This is a genomic window from Mesorhizobium sp. B2-3-6, assembly GCF_006442305.1.
Lineage (GTDB): Bacteria > Pseudomonadota > Alphaproteobacteria > Rhizobiales > Rhizobiaceae > Mesorhizobium.
Map to the genome: position 1 here is coordinate 333,580 of NZ_VFVW01000007.1, position 15,543 is coordinate 349,122.

The 15,543-nt window shown below is 63.4% G+C and carries 14 protein-coding genes and 1 pseudogene; 9 read left to right on the plus strand and 6 right to left on the minus strand.

What is annotated here, in order from left to right; genetic code table 11:
* Positions 1–79: 79 nt before the first annotated feature.
* On the minus strand, positions 80–2,167 hold the full coding sequence (locus FJ953_RS21810; RefSeq protein WP_181168634.1) for a sensor histidine kinase: 2,088 nt from the start codon (positions 2,165–2,167) through the stop codon (positions 80–82).
* 160 nt (positions 2,168–2,327) lie between these two features.
* Complete coding sequence (locus tag FJ953_RS21815) at positions 2,328–3,101, minus strand: response regulator transcription factor (RefSeq protein WP_181167426.1); 774 nt, start codon at positions 3,099–3,101, stop codon at positions 2,328–2,330.
* A gap of 45 nt (positions 3,102–3,146) precedes the next feature.
* Between FJ953_RS21815 and FJ953_RS21820 the strand changes: the two genes are divergently transcribed.
* Positions 3,147–3,848: a response regulator transcription factor gene (locus FJ953_RS21820; protein WP_140500617.1), complete on the plus strand. Its 702-nt coding sequence runs from the start codon at positions 3,147–3,149 to the stop codon at positions 3,846–3,848.
* Between the two features lie 81 nt (positions 3,849–3,929).
* Here FJ953_RS21820 and FJ953_RS21825 read toward each other — a convergent pair whose 3' ends face one another.
* The gene (locus FJ953_RS21825; protein WP_140558462.1) at positions 3,930–4,097 is read right to left on the minus strand and encodes a hypothetical protein; all 168 of its coding nucleotides are present in this window, start codon (positions 4,095–4,097) and stop codon (positions 3,930–3,932) included.
* Between the two features lie 326 nt (positions 4,098–4,423).
* Here FJ953_RS21825 and FJ953_RS30695 point away from each other — a divergent pair, with 326 nt between their 5' ends.
* Complete coding sequence (locus FJ953_RS30695; RefSeq protein WP_181171662.1) at positions 4,424–4,645, plus strand: hypothetical protein; 222 nt, start codon at positions 4,424–4,426, stop codon at positions 4,643–4,645.
* A 213-nt stretch (positions 4,646–4,858) separates the two neighbouring features.
* Positions 4,859–5,323 (plus strand): L,D-transpeptidase, encoded by a 465-nt coding sequence (locus tag FJ953_RS21835; RefSeq protein ID WP_140561605.1) that lies wholly within the window; start codon positions 4,859–4,861, stop codon positions 5,321–5,323.
* A gap of 154 nt (positions 5,324–5,477) precedes the next feature.
* Here the strand turns inward: FJ953_RS21835 and FJ953_RS21840 are convergent, their stop codons facing one another.
* Both FJ953_RS21840 and FJ953_RS21845 read right to left on the minus strand, forming a co-directional pair.
* On the minus strand, positions 5,478–8,561 hold the full coding sequence (locus FJ953_RS21840) for an efflux RND transporter permease subunit (protein ID WP_140525490.1): 3,084 nt from the start codon (positions 8,559–8,561) through the stop codon (positions 5,478–5,480).
* Positions 8,558–9,871, minus strand: coding sequence for an efflux RND transporter periplasmic adaptor subunit (locus FJ953_RS21845; RefSeq protein WP_140525491.1), 1,314 nt, complete (start codon positions 9,869–9,871; stop codon positions 8,558–8,560). The genes FJ953_RS21840 and FJ953_RS21845 overlap by 4 nt, the downstream gene beginning before the upstream one ends.
* A 145-nt stretch (positions 9,872–10,016) precedes the next feature.
* Here FJ953_RS21845 and FJ953_RS21850 point away from each other — a divergent pair, with 145 nt between their 5' ends.
* Entirely contained in the window at positions 10,017–10,586 is a 570-nt protein-coding gene (locus FJ953_RS21850) for a TetR/AcrR family transcriptional regulator (RefSeq protein WP_140517913.1), read from the plus strand.
* A gap of 56 nt (positions 10,587–10,642) precedes the next feature.
* On the opposite strand, the pseudogene FJ953_RS31005 reads toward FJ953_RS21850, so the two are convergent.
* Positions 10,643–10,767 (minus strand): annotated as a pseudogene (locus FJ953_RS31005) (acetoacetate decarboxylase family protein); the annotation flags it as partial.
* 88 nt (positions 10,768–10,855) lie between these two features.
* Between FJ953_RS31005 and FJ953_RS21860 the strand changes: the two are divergent.
* From FJ953_RS21860 to FJ953_RS21880, 5 genes are all read left to right on the plus strand, one after another.
* Positions 10,856–11,644 (plus strand): 3-hydroxybutyrate dehydrogenase, encoded by a 789-nt coding sequence (locus FJ953_RS21860; protein ID WP_140517914.1) that lies wholly within the window; start codon positions 10,856–10,858, stop codon positions 11,642–11,644.
* 116 nt (positions 11,645–11,760) lie between these two features.
* Positions 11,761–11,937, plus strand: coding sequence for a hypothetical protein (locus FJ953_RS21865; RefSeq protein WP_246674866.1), 177 nt, complete (start codon positions 11,761–11,763; stop codon positions 11,935–11,937).
* A 247-nt stretch (positions 11,938–12,184) separates the two neighbouring features.
* Positions 12,185–13,513, plus strand: a complete 1,329-nt coding sequence (locus FJ953_RS21870) for an NAD(P)H-dependent oxidoreductase (RefSeq protein WP_140525493.1) — start codon at positions 12,185–12,187, stop codon at positions 13,511–13,513.
* Positions 13,514–13,515: 2 nt separating this feature from the next.
* On the plus strand, positions 13,516–14,544 hold the full coding sequence (locus FJ953_RS21875) for a thiamine pyrophosphate-dependent dehydrogenase E1 component subunit alpha (RefSeq protein WP_140500625.1): 1,029 nt from the start codon (positions 13,516–13,518) through the stop codon (positions 14,542–14,544).
* Positions 14,544–15,542, plus strand: a complete 999-nt coding sequence (locus FJ953_RS21880) for an alpha-ketoacid dehydrogenase subunit beta (protein WP_140558466.1) — start codon at positions 14,544–14,546, stop codon at positions 15,540–15,542. The genes FJ953_RS21875 and FJ953_RS21880 overlap by 1 nt, the downstream gene beginning before the upstream one ends.
* Position 15,543: the final 1 nt, after the last annotated feature.

The following is a 15,543-nucleotide window of genomic DNA, read 5'->3' on the forward strand; positions in this document are numbered from 1 at the left end:
CGCTCCCCGAGCGCGTCCAGCGCTCCCTTCGGCTCCCGCCGCATGTCGGCCGGGGGCTTTTTTAACCGGTTGGTACGGTCTATCCCTTCGAAACCACCTGGTCGGCAATGGCGGAAAGCACGCTGCGCACATCCAGCGTGCTGAACGGTTTCTCCAGGATCTGCGGACGCTGCAAGGGCGGCAGCGCCTCGATTTCGGCCTTGGCGCCGATCAGGTCGCCAGTGACCAGCACGAAACGCCGCGCCAGTTCCGGTCTTTCGGCAAGCAACTCTCGATAGATGGTCATGCCGCTTGTTCCAGGCATGCGCAGGTCCGAAAAGACGATGTCGGGCGGCATGTGGCCAGCCAATATGGCTGTGGCCGTGTCCCAGAGGGGCGCGATCCGTGACTTGATGCCCATCAGTTCGAGTATGTCGGAGAGCGAACCGGCGACGTCGGGCTCGTCATCGATGATCAAGGCGTGGCGCAGCCCGCTCGATCGCGGCTGGCCCTCGCCGGCGATGGCGACGCCGGCTACAATGGCCGGCAGCTGGACGACGAAACGGGCGCCACTTGGCAGCACTTCCTCGAACCAGACATTGCCATTGTGCCGCTCGATGATCGATTTCGAGATCGACAGGCCGATGCCGGTTCCGACGCCGACCGGCTTGGTGGTGAAATAGGATTCGAAGATGCGGGACCGGATCGCTTCCGGTACGCCAGGCCCATTGTCCTCGACCGAGAAACCGGGATCGCCGCGCTCGCTGCGGAAGGTCCGCACCTTGATCAGCCGGTCGCCGCCTATGCCTGCCAGCGCATGCTGGCTGTTGATGAGGAAATTGGCGGCCACCTGGGTGACGTGATCGGCGTCGGCCATGGCCAGCAACGGGCCAGGCGCGAAATCGGTGTCGATGATGATCCCGCTCGAGCGCGCGCCGTAGGCGGTCACCTCGAGCGCCGCGCGGATCACCTGGTTAAGGTCCGTCTCGGCCCGCTCGGTCGGATGCAGCCGGACCATCGACAGGAAACTCTTGACGATACGGCCGCAGCGCTCGGCGGCGGCGCGAACTTTCTCGGCGCGAACCTTGGTCTGCGGATCGGAGGCGAATTCGTGCAGCAGCGTCGACTGGGCGACAACCACGGCCAGCGGGTTGTTGAGCTCATGCGAGACGCCCGCAAGCAGCGAACCCATCGCCGCCATCTTCTCGTTCTGGTGCAACTTCTCGCGCTGCCGATTGATCTCCTCCTCGGCGCGCAGCTTGTCGCGCAGGTCGCGGATGGAGCCGAAGATCAGGCGGCGGTCGGCGACCCGCATCTCGGTCGCCGTCAGTTCGATGGGGAAAATCTCGCCGGCGGCGTTCTGGGTCACCGTCTCGAGCCGCTGTCCGACCATTGGCGCGCCGCGGCCGGACATGTATTCGGCCCCCGACGCATAGCCCTTACGGTAATAGATCGGCACGATGGTGTCGAGCAGGTCCTTGCCGAGGATATCGCTGCGCAGGAAGCCGAACATCTTCTCGGCGGCCGGATTGAATTCGACGATCGAGCCGGTCTCGTCGATGACGAGGATGGCATCGAGCGAGGCTTGCAGCATGGTGCGGCGGATGACCTCGCTGGCGTGGGCGTCGGAGGGCGAGCGTTCGATCGCGTCGCCGATGGCCAGCGCGATGATGTGCAGCGTCGCTTCTTCCTCGTCGGTCCATTCGCGCTCCTCGATGCAGTCATTGACCGCCAGCGTCCCCCATAGGTGGCCATGCGCGAACACGGACACCGACAGGAACGATTTAATGCTCTGTTTTTCGAAATCGGCTCTCAGGAAGCCGTCCAGGTCGCGCGTATGGCCGGCGAAAATCTTGCCCTGCCGTTCATCCTCCTGCAGCCGTTCCAGCAGCGGATCGGCGTTGATGATCGACTGCACGATCACCGTCGGCGAGGCCAACTCGCCACCGAGCACGGGATCGATCCAGTAGGCGGCCACCGACTGGGCAAATCCCTGGCCGGGCAGTTCGCGCAGGCGGAACAGGATGCCGCGCTGGCAGTCCATTGCGTGGCAAAGCGTTTCCAGTATGGCTTCCATCTCGCGCTGCCAGTCGCCGGCCTCGCGCAGCCGCCGCACCACGCGCACGGCCGCCATCGCCGCGCCTTGCCGGCCGTCTTGCATGTCCGTGCCTGCTGCTTCAGCGGTCATTTTCAGCCATTGTTGCGGTGCCAAGCGGATTTCATGCGCCGCGTCTCAAATCCTTGTTTTTATGCGTTGTCCCAAAACCAAGAGCGTTTTTGGGCGACAAGTATTGCGACGGATCCGACCACAGACCAGCACAGGCGCGGGAGCAATCCCCCGCGCCCACTTAGTGGCCGTCGCCGGCCGGCAGCGAGAAGATATAGCCTTCGCCGCGCACCGTGCGCAGGAATTTCGGGCTGGCCGGATCCGTTTCTATCTTCTTGCGCAGGCGCATGATGCGAATGTCGACCGCGCGCGAGGATTCCGGATCTTCGGTGAGGCCGATCGCTTCGGAAATGGCAGCACGTGTCAGCAGCCGGTTGGCGCGGGTCAGGAAAACCTCCAGCACGTCGAACTCGCTCTTGGCCATGTCGATCACCGCGCCGTTGGCGCCGGTGACCAGCCTGCCGTCGAGATCAGCCTGGAAGGAGCCGAAAGCGACGGAGCGGCGGGGATCGCTCGCCTTTTGGCCGTGCATCGGCGCGTGCTGCGGAACCCGGCGCAGCACGCTGCGGACCCTGGCCAGCACCTCGCGCAGCTCGTAGGGTTTGACGATGTAGTCGTCGGCGCCGAGCTCAAGTCCGACGATGCGATCAAGCGCGGTGCCGGCGGCGGTGGCATAGATGATGCCGATCGGCAGTCTCGAGCGCAACCAGCGGCCGAGCGATAGCCCATCCTCACCCGGCATGGCGATGTCGAGGATGGCGAGGTGGAATGATTGCGTTTCGACCAGGCTGCGCGCGGCGGCCGCGGTTTCGGCGGTCGCCACGTCATAGCCGGCGGCGCCGAGATATTCGGCGACCGCCTCTCTTAGATCGGGCTCATCCTCGACAATTAAAATTCTTGCCCGCACGATGCGCTCGCTCCCACTTTCGGTGGAAAGTAGATTGGGTATAAACATGATGTCCAGCACTCATATCGGGTTGCCAGGAAATGGTTGGAAAACATGGCTGCACGCGCCGTTATCGGGCTTATCTGCGTCGCCGACGTGGTGGCGACCGAACTCGCCGATCACCTTGAGCGGCGAGGCCACGACGTGCGTCAGGCGCGCCAGCCCTGGGAAGCGGAATCTATGCTGGCGGGAAAGGGCGTCGACGTCGTCGTCGTCGGTGACAGCCTCAGCCAGGCGGAGGGACGTGATCTGCTCAGGCGTTATGGCAGCCAAGGCGGGGGCGGTGAAGGCGGACCGGATTTCATCCTGATCTGCCGGCCGTGCGACCTCGTCGACAAGGTGCTGGCGCTCGAGCTCGGCGCGGCCGACGTCATCGAAAGTCCGCTCAATGTCAGGGAACTCGCCGCCCGCGTCGGCGGCCTGCTGACGCGGCGGGGCAGGGCCGCCCAGGAACTGATCGTGTTGGAGAACGCGACCGTCGATTTGAGGTCGGCCATCGTCATGCACCGCTCGGGCACGGAGGAGCAGCTTTCGCCCGGCCAGGTGGCGCTGCTTCGGCTGTTCCTGGCCAGTCCCCGCAAGGTGCTGACGCGCGACGACATAATCGCGGCGGCGCCGGCCGAGAATGTCGACGCTTTCGACCGCTCGATCGATTCGCGCATCGTGCGGCTGCGCCGCAAGCTCGATACGGAAGCCATCATCACCATACGCGGCGCCGGCTACCGTTTCGATCCGCCGGCGCAATTCGCCGATTGACGGCCGGGCGCTCACGCAATTCCTCTGGTTGAGCATCGGATTTCCAAACCGGTTTTCACCTCGGGCCCGATTGCCCTGCGCTCAGCGCACCACCAGTAGCGATGGCCCCGGCGGCATGTCGCTGCCTGCCGCGAACTCGCCTGCATGCGCGCGCTCTTTCAAGAGCACGGTGGCGAGCCCGGCAAAGCCGAGCAGGCCCTGTGCGTAGAGCAGTGCCGAAAGCACAGAGGCTGCAAGTTTCGTTTTCATTGCGTCAATCCCCAGTAAATCATGTTGCGGCAGCTTGTTTTCCGAAGACCAACGCCCGTCTTGGGTGGGCGCGTGACGCCTCGGCATACTTCAGGAACTCCCGAAGTGCCCGCGCCGTCTACGGAGCCCCCCGTCACGGCGCGGGCCTTCGGTCCTCTCAGCAGCAAGTTGCCGGAGGGGCCGCGCAATGCCAGCAGCCGAAGGCCAACCCGCCAGTGGGCCTTGAGCCGGACGATGCGCAGGCTGGAACAATCCAGACCGTGGCACAAAACAGGACGGTATAGAGGGTTGAGATCTCACTCGAACTCATCGCCGCGAGGCTGGCCATGGAACCGTCGGCAACCGTGCCGGCGCCGCTAATGGCTGCTGCTGCGATGCTGATCCCGAGAAACCAGGACCGCATGTTCGTTTTCGTTCCCGTGGTCGTTGCCGTCTGCTTTCGTTACGTCAACTTTGCCGACGGCCTGTATCCGCTTCATGCCGCCGAAAATGCGCTTTGTTGCAGATTCTGTTTCGAAATAGGGCTCCAACCTTTCAATTTTGGCTAATCCGAACTTTCGTTTCGGGCTGGATACCTATGTGCCTACTCCTGTCCAGGATGACAGCGTCAATGTTCGCCATTTGGAAACTTTGGCCCATTAACCAGAGGAAACATATTCGAAACACAAACGAGCATTTCACGAAATCTCTCCGAAACATGATGCAGGGATAAGCCGCTCATCGAATTTGGGGCCGGCCAGCCCGGCAGAGAGAGGGACATCATGCATACTGCTATTTCCGCCAAGCTCATCAACATCACCGCCGCCGCTGCCCTGACGGGTGCGGCGCTTCTGTTCGGCGCCAGCACGGGTACCGCGCATGCCGCCAACAAGATCGTGGCGCGCGTCTCGCTTTCGCAACAGGTGATGGAAGTCTCGGTCGACGGCCGCCCGGCCTTCGCCTGGAAGGTTTCCACCGGCGACAGGGCGCATGTGACGCCGACCGGCTCGTTCAAGCCGACGCGCATGCATGAAATGTGGTATTCGAAGAAGTACGACAACGCGCCGATGCCGCATTCGGTGTTCTTCAGCGGCGGCTATGCGGTGCACGCCACCTATGCCATCAAGCGGCTTGGCCGGCCGGCCTCGCATGGTTGCGTGCGGCTGCATCCCGACAATGCCGCCGATTTCTACCAGCTCGTCGAAACCTTCGGGCCGGCCAACACCAGCATCGTCATCGTCAAGTAGCTGGCTGGCAACGGATCGGCACAGCAGCCATATCCGTTCAGGGCTCCCGCCGGAACATTTTCCCGCGGTAATCGAGCACAGCCAAAGAAAGAGGCCGGGACGTTTCGGCCTCTTTTCTTTGTTAGTTTTTGTTAGTTCGGCAATGCCGTTTCCATCAGCTCGGCAATGCCGGCATCAATTTGGGATCCGGCTTCTCGGCCAGCTGGGGCAAGTCCTTGCTGGCAATGAAGGTATAGAACATGGGCACGACGAAGAGCGTGAACATGGTGCCTACCAGGATGCCGGTGAAAATGACCAGGCCCATCGAATAGCGGGCAGCGGCGCCGGCGCCGCTGGACGTGATCAGCGGCACCACGCCAAGCGCCATCGCCGCCGTCGTCATCAGGATAGGCCGCAGCCGCACCTTGGCCGAAGCGATGATGGCGTCGCGTCGCCGCATACCGTGGATCTCGCGCTGCTGGTTGGCGAACTCGACCAGCAGGATGCCGTGCTTGGTGATCAGGCCGATCAGGGTGATCAGTCCGACCTGCGTGTAGATGTTGAGTGTGCCGAGGCCCAGATTGAGCGGCACGATGGCGCCGAAGATCGACAGCGGCACCGCCATCATGATGATCAGCGGATCACGGAAGCTTTCGAACTGCGCCGCCAGCACCAGATAGATGACGATGACGGCCGCCCCGAAAGCGATCAGGATCGTGTTGCCCTGTTCCTTCTCCTGCCTGGACTGGCCCGAATAGTCGATGAAGAAGGTGTCGGGCAGGCTCTCCCTGGCTATGTCCTCGAGGACTTTCAATCCATCGCCAGTGGTGACGCCGGGCAGCGGCAGCGCCGAGATCGTCGACGAATTCAGCTGGTTGAACTGCTCGATCGCGGCCGGCGACGCATTGGTCGAGATCTTCACCACCGCCGACAGCGGCACCATCTCGCCCGTTACGCTGCGCACGAAGTACTCGCCGAGTTTTTCGGGATTGTCGCGGAATTCTTTCGGCACCTGCGGGATGATGTCGTAGCTGTTGGAGTCGCGGTCGAACTGCGCCACTTCGGCGCCGCCGACCAGCAGCGTCAGCGTCCGGCCGATATCGGCGATCGGCAGGTTCAGCGCCGCGGCGCGGTCGCGATCGATGGTCACCGTCACCTGCGGCGCGTCATAGGCCATCGAATTCTGCACGACGATGAAGCGGCCGGAGGCCTGTGCCTTGTTCTTGATCTTCTCGGCCACGTCGTACACTTCCGAGGAGTCGCCGGTCGATCGCACCACCAGGGCGATGGGCAGGCCGCCGCCGGAGCCCGGCAGCGTCGGTGGCGCAAAGACGAAGGCCTGGACGCCCGCCACCTTGGCGAGACGGGCTGTGATGTCGGCCTGCAGCTCCTTCGAGTTGCGCTTGCGCTCCGCCCAGTCCTTGAAGGCGAAACCGACGAACGCACTGTTCGTCGTGCCGCCGAACGCGACGGCCGAGAACTGCGCCCGCGTTTCGGGAATATCCTTCACCAGACCGAGCATCTGGTTGACGTAAGTCTCGGTGTAATCGGATGTCGCATAACGCGGCGCCGTTACAAGCGAGAGCAGGAAGCCCTGGTCTTCTTCCGGCGCCAGTTCGGTTGAGGTCTTGGTGAACATGAAGCCGGTCACCCCGACAAGCGCCAGCACGATGATCAGCGTCAGCGGGCGATAGTTGAGCGACCCGGTGACGGCCCGCTCATAGACGTGCTCGACCCGCGCGAAAGTGCCGTCGACAATGCGCTGGAAACGGCCTGGCGTGCCGGACTTCAGCAGGCGCGCCGACATCATTGGCGTGATGGTGATGGCGATCACGCCCGACAGCACCACCGAGCCGGCGAGCGTGACGGCGAATTCGCGGAACAGCGCGCCGGTCAGGCCGCCGGTGAAGGCCAATGGTGCGAACACCGCGGCCAGCGTCATGGTCATGGCGACGATGGCGGTGGCGATCTCGCGCATGCCGTTGAAGGCCGCCTGCATCGGCGACATGTGGTCCTCTTCCATGTGGCGGTGGATATTCTCCACCACCACGATGGCGTCGTCGACGACGAGGCCGATCGCCAGAACCATGGCGAGCAGCGACAGAAGATTGATCGAATAGCCCACCGCGAACAACAGGAAGCAGACGCCGATCAGCGACAGCGGGATGGTGACGATGGGCATCATCACCGAACGGAAAGAGCCAAGGAACAAAAGGATGACGACGACGACGATGGCAACGGCCTCGCCGATGGTCTTGAACACTTCGTCGATCGAGGCGCTGATCTGCCCGGTCGCGTCGTAGACGATCTCGATCGTCATGCCTTTCGGCAACGTCTCCTGGATTTGAGGCACCAGCTTGGTGAGCGCCGCCGCCGTGGTCAGGGGATTGGCAGCCGGGGTCGGGAAGATGGCGAGGAAGGTGCCTGGCTTGCCGTTGAAGGAAACCCTGGTGTCGGTATTCTCGGCGCCCAGTTCGACGCGGGCGACATCGCGCAGCCGCACCACATTGCCGTCGGTCGAGCGCAGCGGCAGTTCGGCGAAGGCTTCCGGCGTCTGGAGCGTCGAGCGCACGGTGATCGAGGAGACGACATATTCGTTCTCGGTGTTGCCGGGCGCCGACAGGAAGTTGGAGTTGTTGATCGCCGTCAGCACTTCCGATGCGGTCACACCGCGCGCGGCGAGCCTGACCGGATCGATCCAGACCCGCATCGAGTATTCCTGGGCACCGAAGATCTGCACGTCGGCGACGCCTTCGACCGTCGACATGCGGGGCCTGATGACGCGTTCGATATACTCGGTCAGCTGCTCCTTGGTCATGTTCGGGTTCTGCATCGAGATGTACATCATCGCGAATTGCTGGCCCGTGCCCTTGACGATGACGGGATCCTTGGAGGCGTCCGGCAAGGTGCCGCGCACGCCCTGGACCTTGGACAGCACTTCGGTCAGCGCGACGTCCGGGTTGGAGCCGAGCTTCATCTGCACAGTCACGGTGCTGGAGGACGGTCGGCTCGACGACGTGACGTAATCGATGTTCTCGGTCGAGGCGACGGCGCGCGCGATCGGAGCGGAAATGAAGCCCTGGATCAGGTCGGCGCTGGCGCCCGGATAGGCCGTCGTGATGGTGATCGCGGTTTCGTCAACCTTCGGATACTGGCGGATCGACAGGCTGAATATGCCCTGGAAACCCAGGAGCAGGATCATGCATGCAAGGACCGTGGAGAGGACGGGCCGGCGAATGAAGAGATCGGAAACGCTCATTGCTGGTCGGCCTGCTTGTTCGCCGATTTGGTTGGGTCGATGGTGTTGTCGACGTTGACGGACATGCCGTTGAAGAGGCGATTCTGACCTGCCGTGACAACCTCATCGCCCGCCTTGAGGCCTTCGACGATCTCGACCATGCCCTCGTTGCGGCGGCCGGGCTTGACGAATACCTGCGACAGGACCAGGGCAGGCTGCTCGCCCCCCGCGGCCGGCTTGGCCTGATCGGCGGCGGCCTTGTCCGCTGGTTTTGCCGCATCGGCGGCAGGCTTCGCGGCTTCGGCCGGTTTGGCATCGGCCGCGGGCTTGGCGTCCGCCGGCTTGTCGGTCGCCGCCGCGGCGGGGTTTGTCTCCGGCTTGGTCGGCTGCGCCTCGGCGGGCTTTGCCGGGTGCACCACGAATATGTAGTCGCCATAGAGGCTGGTGGTCAGCGCCGTCTGCGGCAGCGCCAGCACATTCTGCTCCTCGGGCAGTTCGACACGCACTTGCACGAACTGGCCGGGGGTCAGCTTGCCTTCGGGATTGGCGACTTCCGCCCGGATGTTCACCAGCCGGCTGGACGGGTCGATCTTGGGATCGATACCGCGAATGGTTCCGGCAAAAGGCATGTCGCCGCCGCTGAGGCCCAGCCGAACCGTCTGCCCGATCTTGAGCAGCGGCAGTTGCTGTTCGGGAACCGTGAAGTCGACCCGCATCGTGTCGAGATCCTGCAGCGTCACCACGGCGGTGCCGGGCGCCAGATATTGGCCTAGATCGATCTTGGGGATGCCGACGGTTCCAGCAAAGGGCGCCGTCAGCTGCTTCTGGTCGAGCACTGCCTGAAGCCTGTTGACCTGGGATGCCGAGGCGGACGCGGCCGCACGTGCGGTGTCCAAGGTCGAGTCCGAGCCGACACCGCGCTTGGTCAGTTCGAGTGCACGGGTCAGCGATGTCTGATCGAGCGCCGCCTGCGCCTTCTGTGCCGCGAGATCGGCACGCTCTACGGCGTCGTCGAGCTGCAGCAGCACCGCATTGGCCGCCACTTTCTCGTTGGCATGGAAGGGGATCTCCTTGACGATGCCGGCGGTCTCAACCGTCAGGTCGACACCGCGCACGGCGCGGACCGTGCCGATCGCCTCGATGCCCGGCGTCCAGTTCGACGGCTTGACGATGGTTGTCGACACGGTTGCCGCTGGCGGCTTCATCGTGGCGAAATATTGCTTGATGCCGTTGTCACGCAGGAAATTGAACCCGACGATGCCGCCGACCACGATGACGAGCACGGCCAACACAAGAATGATGATAACGAAACGGAGTATGCGCTTGAACAAGGAAGTCCCCTCAGTCGAAATCCGGCGCGAAGCGCGGATATCGGGACACATATCGACTGCGGGCCCCGATTTCAAATGACCGCGGTCTTACTGTACCGTCTGGACGGTCTTGTCAATTGGGCCTAAGCTTGCGATGGGAGGCGCCATGAAAGCCCAACGAACGAACTCGCGCGAGAGGATTCTCGCTGCGGCGGCGGACGTCGCACGGGAATCCGGTCCCGGTAGCCTGTCCCTGGATGCCGTCGCCAGCCGCGCCGGCGTATCAAAGGGCGGACTGCTCTACAATTTCCCGACCAAGGCCAAATTGATGCAGGGCCTGGTCGAAGGCTATCTGCGCGAATTCGAGCAGGCGCTAGAGACCGCCAGCAGCAACGACAATGGCGCAAATCCGCTCGCCGTCTACATCAGGCTTTCGGCCAAGGATTGCGAGGACAAGCAGCCATCGGCGTCGTGGATATTTTCGGCGATCGCCGAGGATCCGGACTTCATGTCGCCGATAAAGACGTTCAAGCGACAACTCTTCCAACGACTGAAGAGCGAGACGCCGGATCTCAAGTCGCTGCTGGTCTGCTATCTCGCCATCGAGGGCCTGCGCAGCATGAACCTGTTCGACGCGGACGTGCTTTCCCCAGACGAGCGGCAATTGCTGGTGTCGTCGCTGCTGGAAATCGCCGGGTCGCCCGATGTTGGCCCTGCCCGGGCCAAGCGACCCTGACGGACCATCAGGGCGGTTCGGTTTCCAGGCAATTCCGGAGGAAAAACCGCGCTCGCGCCGGTGATCGGCGCGTCGTCGAGGTACATCGAGTGGACATAGTCGCCATGCTGGCCTTGTAGCGCACCGGAATGACGTGACCGGTCTCGGTGTAGTCGCCGAAGCCGGTCGAGTCGGGCATGCGCGGATATATGGCTGTGGCATCGTCATGTTGCGGCGCACAAGACCGCGCCCTATCTTTCGTGTTCCCTCCCACCATATCGAGATCACCCATGGGTTCCCTGTCTTCGAAGAATGCGCTCGTCACCGGCTCGACCAGCGGCATCGGCCTGGCCATCGCCCGCGCCTTCGCCGCCGAAGGCGCCAATCTCACCATCAACGGCCTGGGCGAGGCCACGGCGATCGAGCAGGAGCGCGCCGGCATCGAGAAGGATTTCGGCGTCAAATGCCGCTACTCCGATTCCAACATGATGGACGGCGCGGCGGTCAGCGCCATGGTGCATGAGGCGGAAGAGGCGTTCGGCAGCCTCGACATCCTGGTCAACAACGCCGGCATCCAGCATGTCGCGCCGATCGAGGAATTCCCGGACGACAAATGGGAAGCGATCATCCGCATCAACCTCGTGTCGGCCTTCTACGCGATAAAAGCGGCGCTGCCTGGCATGAAGAGCCGCAAATGGGGCCGCATCATCAACACGGCTTCCGCTCATGCGCTCGTCGCCTCGCCGTTCAAATCCGCCTATGTCTCGGCCAAGCACGGCATATCAGGCCTGACCAAGACGGTGGCGCTGGAAGTCGCGCAGGACGGCATCACCGTCAACGCGATCGCGCCCGGCTATGTCTGGACGCCGCTGGTCGAGAAGCAGATCCCCGACACGATGAAGGCGCGCGGCATGACCGAGGAACAGGTCAAGCGCGATGTGCTTCTGGCCGCACAGCCGACAAAGGAATTCGTCGCCGTCCAGGACCTTGCCGCCCTGGCGCTGTTCCTGTGCTCGGATTCAGCCAGGCAGATCACCGGCACGACCTTGCCGATGGACGGCGGCTGGACGGCACAATAGAGCCCAGGCGAGGGGTTCTGTTCCCGGCTGATGCCGCAGGCGCCGGCAAGCGGTTGCAAGAGGCACAGGACCGGTCGGTCCTCCTGTTTATGCACCACCCGCCGTTCGGCATCCACATGCCGGTGCTCGACGAGGTCACGCTAACCGACGCCAATGCCCTTCAAGAGCTATTCCAACGCCATGGCAGTGTCCGTCACATCTTCGCCGGACGTGTCCACCGGCTGATCGCCGGCAAATGGCGCGGCATTCCGGTCAGCACCATCATCCATTTCCACGATTTTCCGGTTGGCTAGCACTTAAGCAGGGGGCGCCCCTTCTCTCGCCATCAAGCGCGCTCACGGTTGAAGTTTTTCCGGGCCCGAATGCGTCGAACCGTCGCGAGCCGTTTGGTTGTCGGATTTGCCGGCTTTCCCATCTTGCTCGTGATGCTGGGAAGTGCTGCAAAAGCGCATCAAATCTGGACATTAGTCTTGACAGAAATACAGATGTTCAATACCCGTCAGGTGATTGAATAGCAGCATTACGGGAGGAATGAGCGGTATGGCTTCCAATGTTTCGTTGACGGGCCTTGCCCGTGATCTCGAGGTGCGGGCCAAGTCGGGCAAGCCAATCCGCATCGGCTTGATCGGTTCGGGCGAGATGGGAACCGACATCGTCACCCGCGTCGCCCATATGTCCGGTATTGAGATCGGCGCCATTTCCGAGCTGAACCTGCCCGCCGCCAGTAAGGCCGTGGATATCGCCTTCCAGGAAACCGGGCATGCGCGCGAAGTGTCGAACGCCTCGGCGATGACGGCCGCCATGGAGGCCGGCAAGGTGGCGGTCACCAACGACGCCAGCCTGGTCATCAACAATGACCTGATCGATGTCGTCATCGACGCCACCGGCGTTCCCGCCGTCGGCGCCGAGATCGGCTTGCGCGCCATGGAGCACGGCAAGCACCTGGTGATGATGAATGTCGAGGCCGACGTCACCATCGGCGCCTATCTCAAGAGCGAGGCCGACCGGCTCGGCGTCACTTATTCGCTGGGCGCCGGCGACGAGCCGTCTTCCTGCATGGAGCTTATCGAATTCGTCTCGGCCATGGGCCATCCGATCGTCGCCGCCGGCAAGGGCAAGAACAATCCGCTCAACATCGACGCCACGCCGCCCGACTATGAAGAGGAAGCCAAGCGCCGGCACATGAATGTGCGTATGCTGGTCGAGTTCGTCGACGGCTCCAAGACCATGGTCGAGATGGCGGCGATCGCCAACGCCACCGGGCTGGTGCCCGACAAGGCCGGCATGCATGGTCCGGCGGCGACGCTCGGCGAATTGTCCAAGGTGCTGGTGCCGCAGAAGGACGGCGGCGTGCTGTCGAAGGTCGGCGTCGTCGACTATTCGATCGGCAAGGGTGTCGCGCCCGGCGTGTTCGTCGTCGCCGACATGTCGCATCCGCGCATTTCGGAGCGCATGGAAGATTTGAAGATGGGCAAGGGCCCGTACTTCACCTTCCATCGGCCCTACCATTTGACCTCGCTCGAAGTGCCCCTGACCTGCGCCCGCGTCGTGCTCTACGGCAAGGCCGACATGGTGCCGCTGGCAAAGCCGGTGGCCGAAGTCGCAGCCGTGGCCAAGAAGGACATGAAGCCGGGCGAGAAGCTCGATGCGATCGGCGAATATTGCTACCGCGCCTGGATCATGACGGCGCCGGAAGCACATGCCGCCAGGGCCATTCCCTGCGGTCTGCTGCAAGGCGGTTCGGTGACGGCGCCGATCAAGAAGGGCGAGCTCATCACCTACGCCAATGCCGCCCCGGCTCCCGGCTCCAAGATCGCCGAACTGCGCGCGCGCCAGGACAAGCTCGTCTACGGAACCGTGGAGGTGTGATCATGGCCGCAGCCAGCAAAGCCGTCGCGGACAGCCGCGCCAACCTGCCCTTCGTCTATCGCCAGTACAGCGCCGAGCAGCTCAGACAGGTGCTCTACAAGATGTACCTCATCCGCCGCTTCGAAGAGGGCGCGGAGGAGAGCTACACGCGCGGCCTCATCCACGGCACCATGCATCTGTCGATCGGGCAGGAAGCCAGCGCCATGGGCATCTGCATGCCGCTCGGCGAGGATGACCAGATCACCTCGACGCATCGCGGCCACGGCCACTGCATCGCCAAGGGCGCCGAGGTCAAGCGCATGTTCGCCGAGTTCTTCGGCAAGACCACCGGCTACTGCAAGGGACGCGGCGGCTCGATGCACATCGCCGACGTGGCCAAGGGCAATCTGGGCGCCAATGGTATCGTCGGCGGCGGCATTCCGATCGCCGTCGGGGCGGCGCTCTCCTCCAAGATGATGAAGACCGGCAAGGTCGTGGTCTCCTTCTTCGGCGACGGCGCCAACAATGAGGGCGCTTTCCACGAGGCGCTGAACATGGCGGCGATCTGGAAGCTGCCGGTGATTTTCGTGTGCGAGAACAATGGCTACGGCATGTCGACGTCGACGGCCCGCTCGACCGCGGTCAAGAACATCGCCGAGCGCGCCGCCGCCTATTCGATGCCCGGCGTCATCGTCAACGGCAACATTTTTTCGGAGGTCGCCGAGGCGTCCTACAAGGCCGTCGAGCGCGCACGCGCGGGCGAGGGGCCGACGCTGATCGAGTCCAAGACCTACCGCCATCGCGGCCATTCCAAGAGCGACCGCAACCGCTATCGCACCAAGGAGGAGATCGAGGACTGGATGTCGAACCGCGATCCGATCACCCTGTTCGAAAGCGAGCTGCGCGACTTCGGGTTCATTGACGACAAGGGCATCGAGGCGATCCGCGAAGCGGTGGCCAAGGAAATCGCCGACGGCATCGAGTTCGCCAAGGCGAGCCCGTCGCCTGATGTCAGCGAGACCGGAAATTACGTGTATACGGAGCAGGCGTGATGGACGCGATGGTGCGTGAACTGAGCTACGCCCAGGCGATCCAGGAAGCCATGGCGATCGCCATGGACATGGACGAACGCGTCTTCCTGATGGGCGAGGACATCGGCGTCTATGGCGGCGCCTTCCAGGTGACCGGCGATCTGGTCGAGCGCTACGGCGCGGACCGGGTGATGGATACGCCGATCTCGGAACTGGGCGGCGCGGGTGTCGCGGTGGGTGCGGCCCTCACCGGGATGCGGCCGATCTTCGAGTTCCAGTTCTCCGACTTTGCCACGCTCGCCATGGAGCAGATCGTCAACCAGGCGGCGAAGATGCGCTTCATGCTGGGCGGTGAGGTTTCCGTTCCCGTGGTGATGCGCTTTCCCGCCGGTTCCGGCACCGGTGCCGCCGCGCAGCACAGCCAGAGCCTGGAGGCCTGGCTCGGCCATGTGCCGGGCCTGAAGGTCATCCAGCCGGCGACGCCGCACGATGCCAAGGGCATGCTTTTGGCTGCCGTCGCCGATCCCGATCCGGTGATGATCTTCGAACACAAGCTGCTCTACAAGATGAAGGGCCCGGTTCCGGAAGGCTACTACACGGTGCCGATCGGCAAGGCCGATATCCGCCGCGAAGGGCGCGATCTCACCATCGTCGCCACCTCGATCATGGTGCAGAAGGCGCTCGACGCCGCGGCCGCGCTGGAGGCGGAAGGCATCGACGTCGAAGTCGTCGACCTCAGGACCATCCGGCCGATGGACAAGCAGACCGTCATCGACAGCGTCAAGAAGACGTCGCGGCTGATGTGCGTCTATGAAGCGGTCAAGACGCTCGGGATCGGCGCGGAAGTCAGCGCCATGATCGCCGAGAGCGAGGCGTTCGACTATCTCGACGCGCCGATCGTGCGGCTGGGCGGCGCGGAGACGCCGATCCCGTACAATCCGGAGCTGGAGAAGGCGACGGTGCCGCAGGTTCCCGGCATCATCACCGCCGCCCGCGACCTCGTGAGAGGGGTTCGCTGAG

Excerpts from the sequence above, each read along its gene's own strand:
- FJ953_RS21810 (WP_181168634.1), bottom strand. The coding sequence starts at position 2,167 with ATGACCGCTGAAGCAGCAGGCACGGACATGCAAGACGGCCGGCAAGGC.
- FJ953_RS21815 (WP_181167426.1), bottom strand. The coding sequence starts at position 3,101 with ATGTTTATACCCAATCTACTTTCCACCGAAAGTGGGAGCGAGCGCATC.
- FJ953_RS21820 (WP_140500617.1), top strand. The coding sequence starts at position 3,147 with ATGGCTGCACGCGCCGTTATCGGGCTTATCTGCGTCGCCGACGTGGTG.
- FJ953_RS21825 (WP_140558462.1), bottom strand. The coding sequence starts at position 4,097 with ATGAAAACGAAACTTGCAGCCTCTGTGCTTTCGGCACTGCTCTACGCA.
- FJ953_RS30695 (WP_181171662.1), top strand. The coding sequence starts at position 4,424 with ATGGAACCGTCGGCAACCGTGCCGGCGCCGCTAATGGCTGCTGCTGCG.
- FJ953_RS21835 (WP_140561605.1), top strand. The coding sequence starts at position 4,859 with ATGCATACTGCTATTTCCGCCAAGCTCATCAACATCACCGCCGCCGCT.
- FJ953_RS21840 (WP_140525490.1), bottom strand. The coding sequence starts at position 8,561 with ATGAGCGTTTCCGATCTCTTCATTCGCCGGCCCGTCCTCTCCACGGTC.
- FJ953_RS21850 (WP_140517913.1), top strand. The coding sequence starts at position 10,017 with ATGAAAGCCCAACGAACGAACTCGCGCGAGAGGATTCTCGCTGCGGCG.
- FJ953_RS21860 (WP_140517914.1), top strand. The coding sequence starts at position 10,856 with ATGGGTTCCCTGTCTTCGAAGAATGCGCTCGTCACCGGCTCGACCAGC.
- FJ953_RS21865 (WP_246674866.1), top strand. The coding sequence starts at position 11,761 with ATGCCGGTGCTCGACGAGGTCACGCTAACCGACGCCAATGCCCTTCAA.
- FJ953_RS21870 (WP_140525493.1), top strand. The coding sequence starts at position 12,185 with ATGGCTTCCAATGTTTCGTTGACGGGCCTTGCCCGTGATCTCGAGGTG.
- FJ953_RS21875 (WP_140500625.1), top strand. The coding sequence starts at position 13,516 with ATGGCCGCAGCCAGCAAAGCCGTCGCGGACAGCCGCGCCAACCTGCCC.
- FJ953_RS21880 (WP_140558466.1), top strand. The coding sequence starts at position 14,544 with ATGGACGCGATGGTGCGTGAACTGAGCTACGCCCAGGCGATCCAGGAA.